Source organism: Pseudomonas sp. GW821-FHT11D10 (genome assembly GCF_058808435.1).
In genome coordinates this window covers 64,994-85,434 of sequence record NZ_JBXARR010000011.1, presented here as the reverse complement: position 1 = coordinate 85,434, position 20,441 = coordinate 64,994, and the positions used below count along the sequence as shown (strand labels likewise).

17 protein-coding genes are annotated in these 20,441 nt (G+C 60.7%); 8 read left to right on the top strand and 9 right to left on the bottom strand.

Translation table 11 applies throughout. The features are described from left to right. Nucleotides 1-44 precede the first annotated feature (44 nt). Complete coding sequence (locus AC1RT4_RS26205) at nt 45-740, top strand: DNA-3-methyladenine glycosylase (RefSeq protein WP_007958648.1); 696 nt, start codon at nt 45-47, stop codon at nt 738-740. Between the two features lie 54 nt (nt 741-794). Further along, nucleotides 795-2,111, top strand: coding sequence for a bifunctional DedA family/phosphatase PAP2 family protein (locus AC1RT4_RS26200; protein ID WP_493088930.1), 1,317 nt, complete (start codon nt 795-797; stop codon nt 2,109-2,111). Here AC1RT4_RS26200 and AC1RT4_RS26195 read toward each other — a convergent pair. Further along, on the bottom strand, nt 2,108-2,686 hold the full coding sequence (locus tag AC1RT4_RS26195) for a hypothetical protein (protein WP_493088928.1): 579 nt from the start codon (nt 2,684-2,686) through the stop codon (nt 2,108-2,110). The genes AC1RT4_RS26200 and AC1RT4_RS26195 overlap by 4 nt on opposite strands. A gap of 43 nt (nt 2,687-2,729) precedes the next feature. After that, a complete protein-coding gene (locus tag AC1RT4_RS26190; RefSeq protein WP_493088926.1) occupies nt 2,730-2,948 on the bottom strand; it encodes a hypothetical protein in 219 nt (72 codons plus the stop codon). A gap of 159 nt (nt 2,949-3,107) precedes the next feature. On the opposite strand from AC1RT4_RS26190, the gene AC1RT4_RS26185 reads away from it, so the two are divergent. Both AC1RT4_RS26185 and AC1RT4_RS26180 read left to right on the top strand, forming a co-directional pair. Next, a complete protein-coding gene (locus tag AC1RT4_RS26185) occupies nt 3,108-6,563 on the top strand; it encodes a calcium-binding protein (protein ID WP_493088924.1) in 3,456 nt (1,151 codons plus the stop codon). 205 nt (nt 6,564-6,768) lie between these two features. Next, nucleotides 6,769-8,259, top strand: a complete 1,491-nt coding sequence (locus tag AC1RT4_RS26180) for a hypothetical protein (protein WP_493088922.1) — start codon at nt 6,769-6,771, stop codon at nt 8,257-8,259. Nucleotides 8,260-8,271: 12 nt separating this feature from the next. Here AC1RT4_RS26180 and AC1RT4_RS26175 read toward each other — a convergent pair whose 3' ends face one another. Genes AC1RT4_RS26175 through AC1RT4_RS26165 form a run of 3 tightly spaced genes read right to left on the bottom strand, consistent with a single transcriptional unit; the run spans nt 8,272 to nt 9,951 of the window. Beyond that, complete coding sequence (locus tag AC1RT4_RS26175) at nt 8,272-8,862, bottom strand: LON peptidase substrate-binding domain-containing protein (RefSeq protein ID WP_346628521.1); 591 nt, start codon at nt 8,860-8,862, stop codon at nt 8,272-8,274. Between the two features lie 10 nt (nt 8,863-8,872). Further along, a complete protein-coding gene (locus AC1RT4_RS26170; protein WP_007958637.1) occupies nt 8,873-9,589 on the bottom strand; it encodes an LrgB family protein in 717 nt (238 codons plus the stop codon). After that, a complete protein-coding gene (locus AC1RT4_RS26165) occupies nt 9,589-9,951 on the bottom strand; it encodes a CidA/LrgA family protein (protein ID WP_493088920.1) in 363 nt (120 codons plus the stop codon). Before AC1RT4_RS26165 ends, AC1RT4_RS26170 begins: the two co-directional genes overlap by 1 nt. A gap of 193 nt (nt 9,952-10,144) precedes the next feature. Between AC1RT4_RS26165 and AC1RT4_RS26160 the strand changes: the two genes are divergently transcribed. The 4 genes from AC1RT4_RS26160 to AC1RT4_RS26145 all read left to right on the top strand — a co-directional run bounded on the left by AC1RT4_RS26160 (nt 10,145) and on the right by AC1RT4_RS26145 (nt 15,939). Beyond that, nucleotides 10,145-10,600, top strand: a complete 456-nt coding sequence (locus AC1RT4_RS26160) for a MaoC family dehydratase (RefSeq protein WP_007909575.1) — start codon at nt 10,145-10,147, stop codon at nt 10,598-10,600. 110 nt (nt 10,601-10,710) lie between these two features. Next, the gene (locus AC1RT4_RS26155; RefSeq protein ID WP_493088918.1) at nt 10,711-12,438 is read left to right on the top strand and encodes a C13 family peptidase; all 1,728 of its coding nucleotides are present in this window, start codon (nt 10,711-10,713) and stop codon (nt 12,436-12,438) included. Nucleotides 12,439-12,465: 27 nt separating this feature from the next. Beyond that, nucleotides 12,466-13,107 carry an oxidoreductase gene (locus AC1RT4_RS26150; RefSeq protein ID WP_493088916.1) on the top strand — a complete coding sequence of 214 codons (642 nt, stop codon included), beginning with the start codon at nt 12,466-12,468 and terminating at the stop codon, nt 13,105-13,107. A 234-nt stretch (nt 13,108-13,341) separates the two neighbouring features. Beyond that, complete coding sequence (locus tag AC1RT4_RS26145; RefSeq protein WP_493088914.1) at nt 13,342-15,939, top strand: hypothetical protein; 2,598 nt, start codon at nt 13,342-13,344, stop codon at nt 15,937-15,939. A gap of 43 nt (nt 15,940-15,982) precedes the next feature. On the opposite strand, the gene AC1RT4_RS26140 is transcribed toward AC1RT4_RS26145, so the two are convergent. The 4 genes from AC1RT4_RS26140 to AC1RT4_RS26125 all read right to left on the bottom strand — a co-directional run bounded on the left by AC1RT4_RS26140 (nt 15,983) and on the right by AC1RT4_RS26125 (nt 20,363). Next, nucleotides 15,983-16,267 (bottom strand): YceK/YidQ family lipoprotein, encoded by a 285-nt coding sequence (locus AC1RT4_RS26140; protein ID WP_064382190.1) that lies wholly within the window; start codon nt 16,265-16,267, stop codon nt 15,983-15,985. Further along, entirely contained in the window at nt 16,260-16,907 is a 648-nt protein-coding gene (gene ubiX, locus AC1RT4_RS26135) for a flavin prenyltransferase UbiX (protein WP_007958630.1), read from the bottom strand. The genes AC1RT4_RS26140 and ubiX overlap by 8 nt, the downstream gene beginning before the upstream one ends. Next, on the bottom strand, nt 16,904-18,253 hold the full coding sequence (gene mpl, locus AC1RT4_RS26130) for a UDP-N-acetylmuramate:L-alanyl-gamma-D-glutamyl-meso-diaminopimelate ligase (protein WP_007958628.1): 1,350 nt from the start codon (nt 18,251-18,253) through the stop codon (nt 16,904-16,906). Before mpl ends, ubiX begins: the two co-directional genes overlap by 4 nt. 193 nt (nt 18,254-18,446) lie before the next feature. After that, a complete protein-coding gene (locus AC1RT4_RS26125) occupies nt 18,447-20,363 on the bottom strand; it encodes a sigma-54-dependent Fis family transcriptional regulator (protein ID WP_493088909.1) in 1,917 nt (638 codons plus the stop codon). Nucleotides 20,364-20,441 lie beyond the last annotated feature (78 nt).

Here is a 20,441-nt window from a genome sequence, read left to right as displayed (position 1 = left end):
TGTTATCATCACGACCTCCTCCGCCTGGATAAACACTGTTTGCCATGTCCAACCTGACCGTTCGCGCCACCTCCGCGCGCCAGCCTGTCGGCCTTGCGGACGCCTTTTTCGACCGCGACGCCCAGACGCTGGCCCGCGATCTACTCGGTAAAGTCATCCGCCACCGCGTCGGCGATTTGTGGCTCAGCGCCCGAATCATCGAAACCGAAGCGTATTACTGCGAAGAAAAAGGCAGCCACGCGTCCCTCGGCTACACAGAAAAGCGTAAGGCTTTGTTTCTGGACGGCGGGCACATCTATATGTACTACGCCCGTGGCGGCGATTCGCTGAACTTCAGCGCGCAGGGTCCGGGCAACGCGGTGCTGATCAAATCGGCCTATCCGTGGGTCGACGAGATCAGCGGCCCGGCCAGTCTGGCGCAGATGCTGTTGAACAACCCCGATGCCCAGGGGCGCCCGCGCCCGTCGCAGAAACTCTGTGCCGGGCAGACGCTGCTGTGCAAGGCGCTGGGACTGAAAGTGCCGGTGTGGGATGCCAAGCGCTTCGATCACGAAATTCTGCTGGTGGAAGACACCGGCCCTGCGCCAACTCATGTGATTCAGACCACCCGTCTGGGCATTCCCCATGGCCGTGACGAACACTTGATGTATCGCTTCGTCGATGCCGCCTATGCCCAGTGGTGCACGCGGAACCCGCTGCGCCGGGGTCAGGTCGAAGGTCGCGATTATTTTCTGCTGTGAATGCACACCCTTCGGCTCGCCGATCAGGGACATCAATGAAATGGAGTGGTTTGTATGGGCCCATGGCTCGATAGCGTGACCGGGTGGCTGGCCGCCAATCCGCAGTGGCTGGCCGCTGCAGTGTTTGTCGTGGCCTGCGTGGAATGCCTGGCGATTGCCGGGTTGATCGTGCCCGGCACGGTGCTGCTGTTTGCCGTGGCGGTGCTGGCCGGCAGCGGTGCCCTGTCGTTGAGCGAAACCCTGTTGCTGGGTTTCCTTGGCGGGATTCTCGGCGATGTGATTTCGTATTTCCTCGGTCGCCACTTCCACCAGAACATCCGGCGTCTGCCGGGCCTGCGCCATCACCCGGAATGGATGACCGGTGCGGAAACCTATTTCCAGCGCTACGGCATCGCCAGCCTGCTGGTCGGGCGCTTCATCGGCCCGTTGCGGCCGATGCTGCCAATGGTCGCCGGGATGTGCGACATGCCCTTCCCGCGCTTCGCCGCCGTGAGTCTGCTGGCGGCGGCCGGCTGGAGCCTTGCGTACCTGCTGCCGGGCTGGGCCACCGGGGCGGCGATTCGTCTGCCGTTGCCGGAAGGCTTCTGGCTGCAGGCCGGAATCGTCGCTGGCAGCATCGCGGTGATGGTCGGCCTGAGCGCCAACAGCAGCCTGCGCCGCCATCGCCGGGCGACCATCTGGATCAGCAGCATGAGCCTGTTGATCCTGATCGGCCTGTTCATCGGTTACCCGTACCTGACCGCCCTCGATCAGGGCGTCATGACCCTGGTGCAGGAACACCGCCGCCCGGCGCTGGATGAGGTGGCAGTGGTTTTCACCCTGATCGGTGAGTTCCGCAACATGCTGCTGTTCAGCGCCCTGCTGACTGCACTGCTGTTGCTGTGCCGCCAGTGGCGCCACGCGATCTTCGTGGGCGGCACCCTGCTCGTCACGGCCCTGGCCAACACCGGCACCAAAATGTTTTTCGCCCGGGTGCGCCCGGAAGTGCTGACCGACCCACTCACCAGTTACAGCATGCCCAGCGGCCATGCGTCCGGATCGTTCGCGCTGTTCCTGACCCTGGCCGTACTCGCCGGACGCGGGCAACCGCCAAGGCTGCGACTGACCTGGCTGCTGATCGGCTGCATTCCGGCACTGGCGATTGCCTTGTCGCGGGTGTATCTGGGCGCGCACTGGCCGACGGATGTGCTGGCCGGGGCCATGCTTGCCGCGTGCGTATGTGCGGCCGGGCTCTGGCTCAGCCAACGGCAGTCACCGCTCGGCGCCATGCCGCAGAAAGTCTGGTGGCTGGTGCTGCCGGCGCTGGTCGCCCTGTTCGGCTTCTTCGTGCTGCGTCACTTGCCGCATACCTTGCTGCGCTATTCGTACTAGGCGACGGCAGACAGCACCGAGGGGTTGGTCCTCAAGACGAACGACACCGACGAAGCGTTGTAGGCATTGTGCCCGGTGTCGTTCGGATTCTTGTCCAGGAAGTACGTGAGCCCTTCCTTCGTTTCATGCTGAAACAGGCGCATCTTCTTCTCTACGCTGAACAGTGCCACAGAAACCGGATTGGACGGCAGGTCACCAAACGACTTGAGCTTTCCGGCATACGTTTCCAGCTCAAAGTAACTACCGCCACTTTTTGCGGCCAGAAGATGCCTTGTACTTTGATCAAGTCGCAGCTGCCAATCAAAGTAACGACCAGCCGTTTTGATATTTATCGCATATCGCCCCTGATTGTCCGGAGCAAACTCCAACAACAACGGTTCGGCATCATCATGATCCGCGACAGTCATGATCGGCGAACGGACTTCATCATTCAGAGAAATCTCGGCACTCAGTCGCTGCCCCGTCGTGATCCGGGGATGTTTCAAGCGCTGCTCCATGACTTGATAGTTGAGCACCAGTGGAAGTCCACCTGCAAACAGGTGCCCGGTAAAGGTAATATTATTTTCATCAGACATATGACAACACTCTAATATTAAAAACCAGATCACAAATAAAACTTCATTTGCCGGCCGTCGGCTTCCCCAGACCTGAATCGCTCTTCACCCGCTTGCGCTTGCGCCGCTCCAGGACCATCGAATCCGCATAATAGCCGGCGGCCTTGAGGATGATGTCGGTATTCAGGTCGACGCCCGCATGTTTGAAAATATACTTCCCGGCAATGTCATCCCAGAATGCCCACTCATCTTCATAAATCGTCATACCGTTCTCCTTGATCATGTAGCCGCTCCCTGCAAGCCGGAATTCAAGCTAAATCAAAAACAACCGGCAAACCACTTCAAAGACAATACAAAAAACAACAATACAATCAGAAAAACAATAAAGACTGAACTTGACCACTCCTCATGCCAGAGTCGCTCGACAGTTCACCAAAGAGCATTGATCTTGAGCCAACCATTTAGTATCAACACTGAAACTATTCTTACAGCACCGATTACAATTTCCGACATTGATATTCCATCCAGCGCTGCAACTACCGAAAATAAAATACCTTCCGGCAAAAAACCGGACCTTAAAGATCTGGACAATCTTTTCGGCCCCCTGCGATTTGGCGAGTTGACCGTGAATCGCCAGACACTTCAGGCCCTCGGAGCACGCGTCAACGGCGAGCCCATTACAGCGGCCAACACCTACTTCCCCGAGCCCGATCAGCTCTTTACCGATCGGCTGGAATTCGATCCCGCCCAGGTTGAGCAACGAATCCAGTCAGTCGACGGCCAGGAGCGTCAACGGGTACCGGAATTGCTCTACGAAATCGTCACCCTGCGCTCCCCCGACGCAGCACCGCTTCTGCGCGAAATATCCGCCAGTGATGCTGAGCACCCCATGCAGAAAATCAGCAAACTGCTGACCGCCACTCAACAGCTGGATATCCACAGAAGCCCGCTGCCTGAACATCTGCCGGGCTGGGTCGACAAGGCCAAGAGCCGCGGGATGACCAGCATGGGCGCCGGGCTGCAGGCGTACGGGCTGTACAGCGCCTACATGGGCGCCATCGACGGACTCAAGAAAGGCCAGATGGGAGAAGTACTGATCAATGTGGGCGGCGCTCTCGCCGAGATCACTTCACTGGGCCTCGAATACGCGCTGAACAAGACCGGCGAACAGATGATCCGTCAGGGTTCCATGGCCCTCGAACAATTCAGCAAGACCACCCTGGGCAAATGGCTGTGCCGGGGCGCGGGTCTGATCGCCAGCGTGCTGACGCTGCCCTTCGATATCTACACCGCCATCAAGTCCTTCAACGATGCCGCCAAGGCCCAGGGCAAGGAAGCTCAGGATCTGTACGTCACCGGCGGGCTGAGCGTGTTCAGCGGCGCGCTGTCCATCGCCCTCGGCTGCGCAGCACTGATGGGCTTTCAGGCGGCGGGCCCGGTGGGGATTGCAGCGGCGGCCATCATGATTGTCGGTGCCCGAATCTACGGTGCCGCGCGCATGGTCGACGACATCGACGATTACATCGAACTGACCGTGCACGAACGCTGGCGCGCCGGCTGGTTCGCGTTCACCGGACAGAGCCAGGACAAGGCGCTGATGGATCGCTACCTGGTCGCCAAGACCACGAGTGATTACGCCAAAGCCTTGAAGACCCGCAGCCTCGGCTGGCTCGACAATGAATTCAAGGAAAGTGTCGACGTGATCGTCAACGGCCGGTTCGAGGTCAAGCTGCGGCCGACTCGCGTCTATCGCTACCAATGGGACGAAGCCAAGGGGGAAGCGCCCTATACCACCGAAAACTTCCCGGCCATCAATGACACGGATGACACCTACGATGCGACGAAGGGTTTGCCCGACTCGGACGCCGTCATCAGCGGGGCGAAAAGTGATCCTGCCAAAGGGGTTTTCTGGAACCTGGGAGGCGGCCATGACACGGTGCAAGGCGTACAGGACAAGCCAAATTTCTTCGCCTACGCCAACGGCGAGAAAACCCTCGGCGGTGGCAACAAGGATGACTCCTTTCTGTTTCAGTCGGCATCCGAAGCACTGTCTGCAGACCCGACTACCGTCAGTGAACTGTCGGGAGGTGACGGGACCGATCTGCTTTGGCTGCAAGGCAAACACAAAAACGAGGACCATGGCGCCAACCCGCCACGTCATACCGGTTTCGACATCGACCTGAAAAACGGCAGGCTGGCAGTGCGACCTGCGGACCCGGCTGTTGAACCGGTCCTGCATTCGACGCTCCAGTCCATCGAAAAGGTCGAGACACTGGTCGGCGCACGCAATCGTGTGACCGGTTCCGAGCACGCCGACATCATTGCCGCCAATGGCGACGACCACGTCAATGCCGGGGCCGGGGATGACCGCATTTCCGTGCGCGGCCTTCATGGCATGGTCGACGGAGGCAGCGGCAGCGACAGCTATGACATTGACCCGACCTGCCTGAAGGTCTCCATTCACGAAGATGGCCAGGAACCAAGCAAGGTCTATCTGGGCGTGCCGCTTGAAGCGATCCAGCGCTGGTACGTGCGCAATGACGCCGTGGTGATCGAATCACTGCGCGACGATGACATCCAGTCGCCGATGCGCGAACTGGCGCTGGAGGCGGTGTACCGGACGGTCGACGGCAAGCGCTCCCTGTACAACGATAAATGGACGTTCATCACGCAGGACGGCTATCACCTGCAGCCGGCATGGCCGGTTGAAACCCCGGATCTGGCCGACTTGACCGTAAGCGTTACGGTCCTGACCGTCGGCGTGACCGGGACCTCGCCGGTGCCGGTCAGTGATCGTCCTTACAAGACCTCGAACAAACCACACTCGTACTACTTCGTCTCCCGCAAGGTTCATCACACGACGCTGGTGGCAACACCCTATGAAACGCCGACCCGAAGTACCCTGTACATCGACCGTGACAGCACGGAAATCGACGAAGTCCGGGCCATCTACGTCGTCACCCCGATAAAGCCGAATGCCTTCACCTTCCTCAGCTACACCAACGTCCACTTCACCATCACCTTCCACCAGGGAGGCGGCCTGCTCTCATTGCACGGCGCAATCAGAGAAAATCCGGGCAGGAAACATGACATGGGAGGCGGGATCATGGCCTCGGGCTGGCAGATCAACCATCCCCTGACGCTGGTCATGCGCGACGGTGTGTCCTATCACCTCGACGTCCCTCGCAATTCGTATTTCGACGATGCAAAAAAGCCGGGTTATACCGTCCTGCAAAGCCGCGCCTCACTCCGGGAGCGAGCAGGCCAATACCTTTTCATCCGACCCTCTGTCGAAAAGCGCACCTTGAAGGCAACCCCGCAACGGGTCGACTTCCTGGCGGCCGAGCACAACGCAGCCTACTGGCTGGTAGGTCGATCCGCACGCTATGAGCTGTTCCCCGCCAGCGCAATATCCATCCGGTTGTCCACCACAGAAGCAGATGCGAGCGTCTCGGGCTCTTCCACCTGGATCATTCACACGCAACATCTGCAGGAGCAGGTTCACCACCGCAACCTGACCATCAGGAACGACCTGCTCAGGATCGGCAGCATCCAGATTCAACTGCCGGACAGCAACGACCCACAACTGCCACTGGAAACCATCGAAGTCGTGGTCTCCTCGGGGAACCGTTACAGGGTCAATGCCCTGTTCGAGGTGATTGGTCTGTGCGCCATCGATGCACGCGCCTACCCATCGGTTCAGGCCATCGCCCAGGATGTTCGTGAGCATCAACTACGCGCAGAGCTCGAATCCAGCGAGGTGCCGGTTCACAACATTCGCCTGAGCGAGTCCGCTTCCGACAGGATCACATACAACGTCGCCACCAACGTCTGGAGCAGCGAAACCACTCCGTCCCGCGCCATACCCGTCGAGCAACTGACCATCGTCAAGGAATGACACCATGCGACCGAAACCGCCCTCGCAGCCAAGCCTCTCCAAAGGCAGTTCGCCCACCGACTCTCTCGCGCAATCCCCGCGGTTGCGCCCGCCGGCTCAGAACTCGCCGCTACCTCACGTGGTACCTGACCTGACAGCCCTGCATCAGCGAAACCCGGGGCAAACACTGCCTCCTGCTGACGCGCCCGAACGACCGAAAATCGAGATGTCGGATCTGCTGGTCGCTTCCCGTGAAACGGCAACCGGGATGAACAGCTACCTGCTGAATCCCGCACTGCTGCGCAACATGCAACCGGCCAACGATGAAGGCCTGCGCCATATCGTCGGGCGCGCGTTCGTCGATGTGAAAGACAGCGGCACGGTGTTCGTGGAGTTCGATGCGAACCTGGGCACTTATCGGGCCATGGACCTGTACAAGAAGCTGCCCCCCGGACCTGCGCTCTACCGAAATACCGGCGAGTCGACCTGGAGCCCGGCCCGGCAAACGGGCTCGCCCACATCCTTGAAACGTCCCTGGCCGCAGGTTGATCACCTCAATACAGAGGTGCCCGTCAAACAGTCTCTGATCGCTGCCTTGTCGGCGCACGAGGCCACCACCCAACTGCTCAACGACTCATTGCTCACGATGTACCCGCTGATGACGCACGCCCAACGTGTCGAGTTGCTACGTGCCTACAACCTGTCGCCACGGCAGCACATTCAGTTGCGCAACGATTTGCTCGCCGATCCGCGAGTGATGCCGGAGTGGGCCGAGCAGCACCACATTCGCTCTCGGGACGAGAGCGATCCGACCCGCTTCGATCCACTGCAGGAGGAAATCGGACCGCTGCTCCTGCCCGTGAGGAACGGAATCCTGCGCAGCGATCTGGTGGATTTCGACAAAAGTGTCACCCGCGAATTTCTCGATGCATTTCTGACCAGACTCGGTTACCTGCGCAACAGCAACGACTGCCTGTACCGCACTGACATTCCGGGTCTGTTCAGGGCCGATGAGCGTACCCCGTTCGAGTTCTACAACGACGGGCGCATGCTGCCTCGCTTGAAACACCCGCGCGGCGCCACGACGGAGAAACCGATCAGTGCCACGGTCAGCCACAAACTGGTCAAGATGTATGGCGCCAAGGGCACCGATGCCCCCGATCCGGAATACCTGCGTTACAACAGCCAGAGAAACAAATACCCCGGCAAGAAACCGGGCGAATCCGATAACGAATCGGGGAACTCCGATAACGAATGGTCCGATGCGTCAGACATCGAACTGGACACCGAACGCAATTACGAGACGATTCGCCACGATCAGCAGTTCATCTTCTCTTACGTCATTGATACGCGAAGGATGGAGGTGGTCCTCAACGAGGAGAATCATCTGCTCAATCTGGCGGCACTGGAAAAGAACGCCTGGTTTCCCGAAGACGAACTCGAAGCCCTGATTTCCACGTCGAAGCGGGGCATCGAGTCAGAGCGTCTGTGGCTGCTCGACTCGACCTTCACCCGCGCCGCGAAGGTCGACGACGTTGCCGCCCTCGCCCAAAGCAGCTACATCGGCAATGACATCGAGGCGCGGACCCACAGTGGCGTGGCCAATCAGCGTGAATACGATGACTTGATCGATAAGGTGGCCAAGGCCGGCAAGCCGATCCTTTCATTGCCGAGCGGCAAGGACTGGTTCGCCAACGACATCGTCTGGCCCGAGTAACCGGACCGAGTCTTAAGCGAACAACTCGCCCTGCAATTCATCGAGCAGCGCCTGGATCGCATCCAGTCGCTGCTGCGGGTCGTCGAGCTGCAGCAGGTCGATCTTGTCTTCCTCGGCGAACGGCAGCAGATACGCCAGCTGATTGGCCAGCGATTGCTGCCCCGCCGCTTCGATCCCCATGTTCAGCGCTTCGACCATCGGGTGTTCGGCCAGGGCCTTGAGCAGCGCCACCAGATCGGCGTCTTCATCCTGCAACGGTTGCTCGGGTTCTTCGTCCAGCCACTCGACCTCGGCCATGATCAATTGATCGCGTTGCACTTCGGTGCGCTGCACGATGAAGCGCCGCCCGCCCTGCACCCGGATGCCCAGCAGTCCGTTGTCCTGCTGCTGGAAATCGGTGATGCGCGCTTCGCAACCGACCATGGCGAAACCTTCCGGCGCGACGCCGACTTCGCTGCCTTCAAGGATGCACACTACGCCGAACCCGCCGCCCTGTTTCATGCAGCGGCCGATCATGTCCAGGTAGCGTGCTTCGAAGATCTGCAGATCCAGATTGCAGCCGGGAAACAGCACCGTGTTCAGCGGAAAAAGCGGCAGACTCATAGACATTTCCTTACACCACCATCGACACCGCCAACGGCAGGAACACCGCCGTGGCCACGCCCATCAGACTCATCGCCAGCGCCGCGAAGGCGCCGCATTCATCGCTTTCCTGTAACGCCACCGACGTGCCGACCGCATGCGCCGTCATGCCCAGCGCCATCCCGCGCGCCTCGGGGCTGTGCACGCCGAGGCGGGTCAGCAGCGCCGGGCCGAAGATCGCGCCAATCACCCCGGTGATCAACACAAACACCGCCGCCAATGCCGCGACACCGCCGATCTGTTCGGCCACCAGCATGGCGATCGGCGAGGTCACCGATTTGGGCGCCATGGTCATCAGGATCATGTGATCGGCACCGAACCACCAGCCCAGCGCCACGCCCATGCCCGTGGCGACCACGCCGCCTATCACCAGCGTAGTAAAAATCGGCCAGAACAATTGGCGGATGCGTCGCAGATTCAGATACAGCGGCACGGCCAGCGCAACGGTCGCCGGGCCCAGCAGAATACTGAGGATCTCGGTGCTCTTGCGGTACTCGGCATAGGTCAGGCCGCAGCCGACCAGCACGCCGATCACCAATAGCATCGAGACCAGCACTGGTTGCAGAAAGATCCAGCGGGTTTTCTCGAACGCCGCCAGCACCAGTTGATAAGCCCCCAGGGTGATCCCGATGCCGAACAGCGGATGGTGAATCACCGACGCCCAGGCACCTTGCCAGTCGAACAGCATCAGGAATCCTCCGAATGCGGCGCGTGACGCTTGACCAGCCGTTGCATCAGCACGCCGGCGAAGGCCATCGACAGAATCAGCGAGACCACCAGCGCACCGACGATGGCCCAGAAATCCGCGGCAATCGCCGTGGCATACACCATTACGCCCACCGCTGGCGGCACCAGCAGCAGCGGCAGATAGCGCAACAGACTGCCGGCGGCGAGGTTCAGCGGCTCGCCGACTTCACCGCGCACGATCAGGAATACCAGCAACAGCAAAAGGCCGATGATCGGCCCCGGCAGCACCGGCAACAGCAAGTGATTGAGGGCCGTGCCGAGCAATTGAAACAGCACCAGCATGGTCAGGCCGCGTAGCAACATCCGTCATCTCCGTCCGACATCCCGACAAGCACGGGCCGGGCATTATAAGCACGCCTGCGCTATGGATCGGCATTCGCCAAAAGCATGGTCGGTTGACCTGAGCAAATCGCCATGATGATCTACAGTGGTTCGCAGGGCGGTCAAATCCCCCACCTGAAAAACTATAAAACCGATGAACCCAAGGAGAGTCTCAATGCCCTATGTTCCAGTTGCAGAGCTCAAAGATTATGTCGGCAAGGAACTCGGACGTTCCGAATGGCTCACCATCGATCAGGAGCGCATCAACCTGTTCGCCGAAGCCACCGGGGATTACCAGTTCATCCATGTCGACCCGGTCAAAGCCGCGCAAACGCCATTTGGCAGCACCATTGCACACGGTTTCCTGTCGTTGTCGCTGATCCCAAAACTGATGGAAGACATCCTGATCCTGCCGCAAGGCGTGAAGATGGTGGTCAACTACGGCCTGGACAGCGTGCGTTTCATCCAGCCGGTCAAGGTCAATTCCAAAGTCCGGCTCAAGGTCGATCTCGGTGAAGTGACCGAGAAAAAACCTGGCCAGTGGCTGCTCAAGGCCACCGCCACCCTGGAGATCGAAGGCTCGGACAAACCGGCCTACATCGCCGAACCGCTGTCGCTCTGCTTCGTTTAAGCGCCTGGATGCGAAGCGGCTCACGCTGTTTCGCATCCGCTCCTCCCCGCCGGCTGTATAAGGTCACATAGCTGCGGCATACTCGGTCGCCTAATTGCCCGGATCCCGCTATGCGCTCATTCGCTCCTCTTGCTCCCCTTGCCTTGACCCTGTTGCTGGCCGCGTGTGGCGACGGCGAATCGCTGTTGCCGCCGGATGCGCGCCTGCCCGACGGCGGCCGCTATCGCGGTGAACTGGTCGATGGCTTGCTGCAAGGTCAGGGCCGGGTCGATTACCCCAACGGCAGCTGGTACGCCGGGGCATTCGACAAGGGGCAATGGCATGGCCAGGGCGAATGGCACGGCAGCAATGGCGAGGTCTATCGCGGCAACTTCCAGCAGGGACTGTTCGACGGACAGGGCACGCTGACCACCACGGCCGGCAGCTACACCGGCGGTTTCAAGCTGGGCCGACGTGACGGCGAAGGCACCCTCAAAGAAAACGCGATGACCTATCGCGGCGAATTCAAGGCCGACCAGTATTCCGGGCTCGGTCGCCTCGAGCTGGACGACGGCAGCTCCTATCAAGGCCAGTTCGCCCACGGCAAACCCAATGGCGAAGGCCAGCGCGGCGATGCCAGCGGCAATCAGTTCACCGGCCATTTCGTCAACGGCCAGCTCGAAGGCAACGGCACCTTCAACAGCGCCGACGGCGACATCTACGTCGGCGGGTTCAAGAACAATCAATTGCACGGCAAGGGTCGCTACGAAAACGCCGATGGCGATGTCTGGCTCGGCCAGTTCAAGGAAGGCGCGCTGACCGGCAAGGGCGAACTGATCGGCGCCGACGGCAGCCATTACATCGGTTACTTCAATGATTGGCGCTTCAGCGGCCAGGGCCGGCTGAACCTGTCCGATGGCAGTTTTTACGTCGGCGGGTTCGACAGCGACAGCTATTCCGGACGCGGCACCCTGGTGCTCACCGATGGCAGCGTGCTCAGCGGCACCTGGATCAACGGCCAACGGGTACGCGATGCGGACGGCAAATTACTGCCGGACACCCTCGAACTCGGCCTGCTGGCCCAGGGTCGCCTGCTCGATGAAGCGCTGGCCAATGTGCCGGCCTCGACCCCTGCAGTGGAGCTGTACACACTGACCCTCGGCGGCGACGGCAAGCAGAGCGTGTTCCTGCGTGAATCCGATTATGTGGCCAACATGCTCACCAGCCGTTTCGGCGCGTTTGGCCAGATTCGCCTGGTCAACCATCGCGACCACCTCGGCGACCGGCCGATGGCCACCCGCGAGAACCTGCGCCGCGCAGCCCTGACCCTGGCCGAACGCAGCGGCCCGGAAGATCTGGTCTTCATTTACCTGACCAGCCACGGCACCGCCGAACACGAGCTGGTGCTCGACCAGCCACGCATGGAACTGGCCGACCTGCCCGCCGACGAACTCGCTGCCGTGCTTGCACCGCTGAAGAATCGCGACAAGATCATCGTCATCTCCTCGTGCTATTCCGGGGGCTTCATTCCGGCGTTGAAGGATGAACGCACGCTGATCATGACCGCCTCGCGCGCCGACCGCGTGTCGTTCGGCTGCTCCGAGGAAGCCAACTTCACCTACTTCGGCGATGCCCTGTTTGCCCAGGCGCTGAACCAGACCGACGACCTGGAACAAGCCTTCAAGCTGGCCAAGGCCACCGTCGCCGAGCGCGAACTGGCGGACAACTTCGAAGCCTCTGAACCGCAGATCTGGGCGCCGAAGACCGTGGTGGCGCACTGGCAACTGCTGCGTAAACAGCAAGCGAGAAAAGCATTGCAAAGTGCTGCGTTGAACGACGGAGCGATAAAGAGCAACTAAGCTGAACAGTATCAAGGGAGAGACACTATGTACTTGACGCCTCAGCATGTCTTGCTTGCCGGAGCCACCGGATTGACCGGTGAACATCTGCTCGACCGCCTGCTCAACGAGCCGACGATCAGCCGCGTCCTTGCCCCCTCACGCCGGCCGCTGGCCGAACATCCGCATCTGGAAAACCCGGTCGGCGATCCACAGACCTTCCTGCCGCAACTGGCCGGTCGGGTCGACATCGCCTATTGCTGCCTCGGCACCACGATCAAACAGGCCGGCTCCGAAGAAGCGTTTCGCGCCGTGGATCTGGACATGGTCGTGGCCTTCGCCAAGCGCGCCCGGGAAATGGGCGCGCGGCATCTGATCGTGATCAGTGCCCTGGGGGCCGACCGCCGATCCTCGGTGTTCTACAACCGGGTCAAAGGCGAGATGGAATACGCATTGCGCGCGCAGGACTGGCCGCAACTGACCATCTGCCGGCCATCGCTGTTGCTCGGCGAACGCAGCGAGCCCCGCCTGGGCGAGCAGCTTGCCGCGCCGTTCTCGAAGCTGATTCCCGGCAAATACCGCGGCATCGAAGCCTGCCAACTGGCCCGCGCCATGTGGCGCCTGGCGCTGGAAGAACAGGATGGTGTGCGGGTCGTCGAATCGGACGAATTGAGAAAACTCGGCAAGTAAAGTCACGCGCGTCACAGCGGTTCAACGCGGATCGGGACAGCTAGTTCCAAATCCTGCGTTGAACTGCCCGCCAACTGAAATGAGCTGAATCGAACCAACCATCGTGTCGTAACTATCTACCACGCGCCCCTTTCCTTTCATCGATAACGTGCCCTCCAGCACGCCTGCGTCTGCGTCCATCCCGCCATGGAATGACACCACAGCACGTCAGGCAATCAATGAAAGGATTACTTGATGGCACCGCAAACAAAAACGTCGAAAGGCACCAGTAAAACTACCCCCACCCTCGACAGGTCGACTCCGGAAACGTCGTCAACTCAGCGTCATGATTTTCCAGGTTTGATTCGATCCCCGGAAACAGGTACCACCATCCGCCCCACGGAGACGCCTGCACCCCATTCTTCAAGTGACACATTGCCCGCGATACAGATTCAGGATCTGACCCACCGGGCTGGAGACACTGAAGGAGGTTCAACCAGCAACCCACACGCGAGCGGATCGATCCATCACTACGAGTTGCCGATGCAACTGCGAACGCAATTGCCTACCGTCATCACCGAAGGATTGCGAGTTTACAAGGGAGGCATTTACGCCGAGGTGCAATACACCACGACGGTCAAGGTGGGTTGGGACACAGGCCTCCAAGCCTACCGAGCCATGCGGTTACGGGAAACGCAACCGTCGGGCCCCGTCCTGCACTTCGACCCCGAAAGCAATACCTACCGGGTCGCTGAGCCGCAGATTATCAGTCAGACCATCGAATCCACGGTACACAGACAGGCAGACAACCCCGACGATAACCCGGCACAAACACCCCAGACACAACCGGACAATGCAGCGATTTACGTCGACACCCAACACTACGTATGGAACAAAGACGCCACCAATCACCATGGCTATGTGGTCATGCATCGAAAAATGCGGCGGGGGGACGAGGTCGGGCCGCTGCTGCATCATGCATTCGTCGACGACACCGGATCGTTTGTCAGTGTTGAACCTTCTGCCTCGCGAATCGATCAACCCGCCGAACTATTGTCTGCCTGGACAGACCGTAACATCTGGGATCTCTATGGAATACAGGGCGCAGAAATCACCCGTTTCCGCACCGAAGCGCACAGCACCGGCAAGAAACCTCTGTGGGCGACCGTTCGGGTCCAACGGATGGAGAACACCTACCTGTTTGACGAGCTATACCGCTGGTCTGGCATGGACATGGATCGCGATCTGTTCAACAGCCTCCTGAGCCATCAGAACCGCACTCCCGCCCAATGGGTAAAACACCTTGAGTCCGTCACGTTGCACCGCAGCACATCTGGCACGCAAACGCCGTTGCCAGGCCCGCCGACACCCGATTCGCCACTCCCGCGTCTACCAACACCCGACACATTCGAAACAACAGACGCCACGCCGGCGTACGGTGACCAGCGTTACTACACCTGGGATCTCGACAAGGCGAATGCTCATGGCTATGTCGAGATGCAGCGCAAGCCTGGCCTGGATGACAGTCACGGACCGCTCAACCAGATGGCCTTTCCTGATGGCGCCAGACTGATCCCCGTCAGACCCATCCAGTATTCGGCCGATCAACGGGCATTTCGGCCCTACTGGCGCGACATCGATATCTGGAACCTGTACAGGATCGAAGGGCAGGACATTGTGCGTTTTCGTCAGGACGTTGCACTCCATCTGAAGCAGCCTGTCTGGGCCAAGCAACGGGAATATCCGTCCCTGCGTGAACGGTCGATCGACTATCTGCGCCTGTGGACCAATCCGGATGCCCCGCTCAAATCAAAAGAACAGGTTATTGCCCGCTTCCAGCCCTACAACCTGTCCAGTCTTCAGCTGGCAAGGCTGTGCAAGGAAATTTCACCCACAGGGCAATTCAAGAACCTGATCAATGATGAGCTGCCCGCGTGGGTCGCTGCACATCAACATCGCACGCGACTTGTAGACAACCCGAAACACTTCGAACCGTTTCTGTCGGAAATCAATGATGAAATCATCCATCTGAGAAATCAGGGGGAAGGCACCAGCCTCCTGAAGGCCAGTCTCACCGAACCGTTCTTTCAGGAGTTGTTGCGCCTTGCCGGTTTTAAACGCAACAGGCACAACTACCTGTACAGAACCGACATCCCGGCTGTGTTCAAAGTGGATGACCGGACACCTTTCGAAATCGCCCGGCCCGGAGCCATGGTGCCGCGAGTGGTATCCGCCGTGGGTACCACGAGCGAGACCCCCGTCAGCGTGATGTTCAGCCTCAAGACCGCCATGGACTTTGCGAATGAAGACAAAGGAGTGGCAAGCGCCTACGAAACCCGACCGGTGGATCCGCTGACGGACAACGAATCGCACCAGAACACCAGCGGCACTTCGACGCTCCACGCTCAGCGCATCCTGTTTTGCTACCTGCTTGATACCCGCAATGTCGAGGTTGTTGCGGGGCAGGATAATCGCGTTTACAACCCGACGCGGCTCGAACGCAGCCCCACGGACGGCAAAACGTGGTTCCCGAGCATGAAAATGGAAGGCCATGTGTCGATGTCTTCCATCGGCTTCACGTCCCGACGGGTGTGGCTGGTCAACTCAGCCAAAACCCGCGCTGCCCTGGTGGAGGATGTCCAATTGCAGGCGCAGACCCACGCCACCGCGACGGATCAGAACCCGGTTGACGCCATCGAAGCCCGCACACGGGCAGGAGAATTGAACCGGCACGAATATGACGTGTTGATCGATGAAGTGGCGACAGCCGGCAAACGCATTATCGAATTGCCGGCGGGACAGGACATGTACTCCGATGACATCGTCTTTCCGCCAGAAACGATCACGCTCTAGAAAGTGTCAATGGTTCGACCCTGTGCGGTCGAACCATTGATTTTCATAACCCCCCAGTCGCCTGAAACCCCACTCCGATGACCGTCAGCAACGACAACGGCAACAGCAGCGTATCGAGCAACGCACTGGCCGGCAGATCCACGCCGGGATAACTCGGGGCCTCGGCGCCGAACCGGTCCATCGCGCAACAGCCACCGTTCATGGCGTACAAATCCAGCCGGGTGCCGGAATACACCACCGGCGCACCGGGCTTGGCGGCATCGAGCGTGCGCGCCGTGGCGCAGCCGGTCAGTTGCAGCGCCAGCAGGATCGCAAGCAGCTTATTCATCGCTGCTCAGATGATGCTCGCCCCAGCGCGGCAGCATGTCCTGGGGAATGCCCAGCAGATTGAGAATCCGCGCCACCACGAAATCGATCAGGTCATCGATGGTCTGCGGCTGGTGATAGAAGCCCGGCGACGCCGGCAGGATGGTCACGCCCATGTTCGACAGCTTGAGCATGTGCTCCAGGTGAATGCTCGAATACGGCGCTTCGCGCGGCACCAGAATCAACTGGCGACGCTCCTTCAAGGTCACGTCCGCCGCCCGTTCGATCAGGTTGTTGCAGGCGCCGGTGGCAATGGCCGACAAAGTGCCGGTCGAGCACGGCACCACCACCATGGCGGCCGGGGCGCCGGAGCCCGAGGCCACCGGCGACATCCAGTCTTCCTTGCCGTACACACGGATCTGCCCGGCGGACGCGCCGGTGTATTCGGTGAGGAACGCCTGCATCATTTGCGGCTTGGCCGGCAGCGACACGTCCGTCTCGGTGGCCATCACCAGTTGCGCGGCCTTGGAGATCAGGAAGTGCACCTCGCGATCCTCGCGCACCAGACAGTCCAGCAGGCGCAAGCCGTACTGGGCGCCGGATGCGCCGGTCATCGCCAGCGTGATGCGTTCCGGGCCATTGCTCGCCAGACGAGTGTTCATTTCAGCGCCTCGGCGAGTTTGCCGTGCAGGCCGCCGAAGCCGCCGTTGCTCATGATCACCACGTGGGTGCCGGGCTGGGCCTGGCTCTTCACGCGTTCGATGATGCCTTCCAGCGAATCGCTGACGATCGACGGCACGGTGCACAACGCGGCGGTGCCTGCCAGATCCCAGCCGAGGTTGGCCGGGGCGTACCAGATCACCTGATCGGCATCGACCACGCTGTCCGGCAGACCGTCACGGTGGGCGCCGAGCTTCATCGAGTTGGAACGCGGTTCGATGATCGCGATCAGCGGCGCATCGCCAATCCGTTTGCGCAGGCCGTCGAGGGTGGTGGCAATCGCGGTCGGGTGGTGGGCGAAATCGTCATAAATGGTGATGCCGCGCACTTCCGCGACTTTCTCCATCCGGCGTTTGACGCTCTTGAACGCGCTCAACCCGGCGATGCCCATCGACGGCACAACGCCGACGTGACGTGCTGCGGCCAGAGTGGCCAAGGCGTTGGCAACGTTGTGCTGACCGGTCAGTTCCCACTCGACGACGCCTTGGGACACGCCTTCGAACATCACTTCGAATGCCGAGCCGTCGTCTTTCAGCAACTTGACCTGCCACTGACCGCCGGCACCGGTGGTTTGCACCGGGGTCCAGCAGCCCATCTCGATCACGCGCTGCAAGGCGGGTTCGGTGGTCGGGTGGATCACCAGGCCTTCGCTCGGAATGGTCCGCACCAAGTGGTGGAACTGGCGCTCGATGGCTGGAAGATCGGGGAAGATGTCGGCGTGATCGAACTCAAGGTTGTTGAGGATCGCCGTGCGCGGACGGTAGTGGACGAACTTCGAACGCTTGTCGAAGAACGCGCTGTCGTATTCGTCGGCCTCGATCACGAAGAACGGCGTGCCGCCCAGACGTGCCGACACCGAGAAATTCTGCGGAACGCCGCCGATCAGGAAGCCCGGACTCATGCCGGCGTGTTCCAGGACCCAGGCGAGCATGCTGCTGGTGGTGGTCTTGCCGTGCGTACCGGCAACCGCCAGCACCCAGCGACCTTGCAGCACATGGTCGGCCAGCCATTGCGGGCCGGACACGTACGGCAGGCCTTTGTTCAGCACATATTCCACTGCCGGATTGCCGCGGGACATGGCGTTGCCGATCACCACCAGATCCGGTGCCGGATCAAGCTGCGCCGGGTCGTAACCCTGGGTCAACTGAATGCCCTGGGCTTCGAGCTGGGTGCTCATCGGCGGATAGACATTGGCATCGGAGCCAGTCACGTGATGGCCCAGCTCTTTGGCCAGAACCGCCATCGAGCCCATGAAAGTCCCGCAGATACCCAGAATATGAATGTGCATAGTCGACCTCGTAAAACATGGCCGCAGGTTAGCGCAGGGAGGGGGAAATCGCACTCTTTAGCTGATCACCCGACATGATCGTTCCCACGCTCTGCGTGGGAATGCAGCGCAGGACGCTCTGCGTCCAAAAGCGGACGCGAAGCGTCCGGGGAGGCGTTCCCACGCAGAGCGTGGGAACGATCGGCAGGAGTATTCAGGCGCTGCGGGCGATCCCGTGCTTGCGCAACTTTCTATAGAGCGTATTGCGGCTCACACCCAGTTGCTGCGCCGTGTGGGTCATGTGCCAGCGCGTGTGTTCCAGCGCATTGAGCAACGCCAGCCGCTCGGCATCCTCAAGCGGCTGCCCGGACGACGCTTCCTCGGTTTTGACCAACAGCGGCTGCACCTGCCGAAACATCGCCGGCAGATCATCCAGCCCGATCCGCCCTTCATCGCACAACGCCGCCAGCGTGCGCAGCACATTGCGCAACTGCCGCACATTACCCGGCCAGTTGAACCCGAGCAGCGCCTGACGCGCCGGCTCGTCGATCAGGATCGCTTCCCCGCCCGCCTCTTCGGCCAGCAGAAAATCCAGCAACTGCGATTTGTCACTGCGCTCGCGCAACGGTGGCAGCGCCACTTCCAGCCCGTTGAGCCGGTAGTAAAGGTCTTCCCGGAAACTGCCGTCGCCAACCCGCTCCAGCAGATTGCGGTGGGTGGCGCTGATGATCCGCACGTTGACCGCTTCCGGCTCGCCGCCGATCGGCACCACTTGCCGGTCTTCCAGCACTCGCAGCAAACGGGTCTGCAAGGCCAGCGGCATGTCGCCGATTTCATCGAGGAACAGCGTGCCGCCGTCGGCTTGCTGCAGCTTGCCGCGCATGCCGTCCTTGCGCGCGCCGGTGAAGCTGCCGCCGCGATAGCCGAACAGCTCGCTCTCGATCAGGCTTTCTGGAATTGCCGCGCAGTTGAGAGCAACGAACGCTTTGCCGGCGCGCTGGCTGGCGTTGTGCACAGCCTTGGCGAATGCTTCCTTGCCGGAGCCGGTTTCACCGTTGATCAGCAGCGGCACGTCGCGCTCGAACACCCGCAGCGACTTGCGAAAATCCGCCTGCAACGCCGCATCCCCCAGGCAAATCCCGGCAAGACGCGGCGCTTCGACAGGCGCGGGAGTCGGCGCAACCGGCAGCGGCCGACGGGTTTCGCCGCGCAGCACCGCAAACAGATGCCGCCCATCGCGAGTGCGCAACGGCCAACTGGCGCTGGCGTTGGCACTGGCGCGTCCCAGCAATTCATCCAGCGAACAATCGAAAAACGCCTCCACCGGTTTGCCGAGCAAGCCGCCACGAATATGGCCGAGCAGGTTCAATGCACTCTGATTGACCGCACTGATCCGCCCTTCCCCGTCAAACGCCAGCAACCCTTCGCTGAACAGCCCGACGGACTCCGCCTGAAGATGGAATCGCAACAACCATTGATTATCGAAGCAGCGCAGGAAATAGCAGCTCTCGATCATCTTCGCCGACAGATTGACCAGCGCCATGGTGTGGAACTGGCTCTGGCGCGAGACGTCGTGCCGCGCGGAGGAAACGTCGAGCACCGCCAGCAGTTCGCCGTGCGGGTCGAACACCGGGCTCGCCGAGCAGGTCAGGCCGGTGTGGCGGCCGCGAAAGTGTTCGTCCTGATGAATCGTCAGGGCCTGACGTTCCACCAGGCAGGTACCGATTCCGTTGGTGCCTTCGCAGGCCTCGCTCCAGTCGGAACCCAGCCACAGGCCGGCGCGTTCAAAGATCTTGCGTTCGGCGGGAGCGGTGACGCAGTTGAGGATCACCCCGCGCGCGTCGGTCAGCAATACCGCGTGGCCGGCGCCGGAGAGTTGTTGATGCAGGCTGCTCATTTCATTGCCGGCAATCTGCAACACCTGTTGCAGCCGTTCGCGGCTTTCGAGGACGCGACCGTGTTCGAGCACGGTCGGCGCCATGGTCAGGGCCGGGTCGAGGTGATAGTCCTCAAGACAACGCAGCCACGAGCGGGCAATCGACGGGTCGGCACCGGGGCCATGCAGGTGCGGCTTGCCCTGGGTGACGGTGAGAACCTGTTGGGCATGGCGACTCAAATGGTTGTCGTGCATTTCTTATTATTCTCCCCGAGGCTCATCGGCCCATGCGTGAAGTGGTGCCCAGCATCCTCCAGCCAACCGGTCTTTGCA

Coding starts and splice junctions, on each gene's coding strand:
- AC1RT4_RS26190 (WP_493088926.1), bottom strand. CDS start 2,948: ATGATCAAGGAGAACGGTATGACGATTTATGAAGATGAGTGGGCATTC.
- AC1RT4_RS26170 (WP_007958637.1), bottom strand. CDS start 9,589: ATGCTGTTCGACTGGCAAGGTGCCTGGGCGTCGGTGATTCACCATCCG.
- AC1RT4_RS26160 (WP_007909575.1), top strand. CDS start 10,145: ATGCCCTATGTTCCAGTTGCAGAGCTCAAAGATTATGTCGGCAAGGAA.
- AC1RT4_RS26165 (WP_493088920.1), bottom strand. CDS start 9,951: ATGTTGCTACGCGGCCTGACCATGCTGGTGCTGTTTCAATTGCTCGGC.
- AC1RT4_RS26140 (WP_064382190.1), bottom strand. CDS start 16,267: ATGAATAAGCTGCTTGCGATCCTGCTGGCGCTGCAACTGACCGGCTGC.
- AC1RT4_RS26200 (WP_493088930.1), top strand. CDS start 795: ATGGGCCCATGGCTCGATAGCGTGACCGGGTGGCTGGCCGCCAATCCG.
- AC1RT4_RS26145 (WP_493088914.1), top strand. CDS start 13,342: ATGGCACCGCAAACAAAAACGTCGAAAGGCACCAGTAAAACTACCCCC.
- AC1RT4_RS26150 (WP_493088916.1), top strand. CDS start 12,466: ATGTACTTGACGCCTCAGCATGTCTTGCTTGCCGGAGCCACCGGATTG.
- ubiX (WP_007958630.1), bottom strand. CDS start 16,907: ATGAACACTCGTCTGGCGAGCAATGGCCCGGAACGCATCACGCTGGCG.
- AC1RT4_RS26180 (WP_493088922.1), top strand. CDS start 6,769: ATGTCGGATCTGCTGGTCGCTTCCCGTGAAACGGCAACCGGGATGAAC.
- mpl (WP_007958628.1), bottom strand. CDS start 18,253: ATGCACATTCATATTCTGGGTATCTGCGGGACTTTCATGGGCTCGATG.
- AC1RT4_RS26175 (WP_346628521.1), bottom strand. CDS start 8,862: ATGAGTCTGCCGCTTTTTCCGCTGAACACGGTGCTGTTTCCCGGCTGC.
- AC1RT4_RS26205 (WP_007958648.1), top strand. CDS start 45: ATGTCCAACCTGACCGTTCGCGCCACCTCCGCGCGCCAGCCTGTCGGC.
- AC1RT4_RS26155 (WP_493088918.1), top strand. CDS start 10,711: ATGCGCTCATTCGCTCCTCTTGCTCCCCTTGCCTTGACCCTGTTGCTG.
- AC1RT4_RS26195 (WP_493088928.1), bottom strand. CDS start 2,686: ATGTCTGATGAAAATAATATTACCTTTACCGGGCACCTGTTTGCAGGT.
- AC1RT4_RS26125 (WP_493088909.1), bottom strand. CDS start 20,363: ATGCACGACAACCATTTGAGTCGCCATGCCCAACAGGTTCTCACCGTC.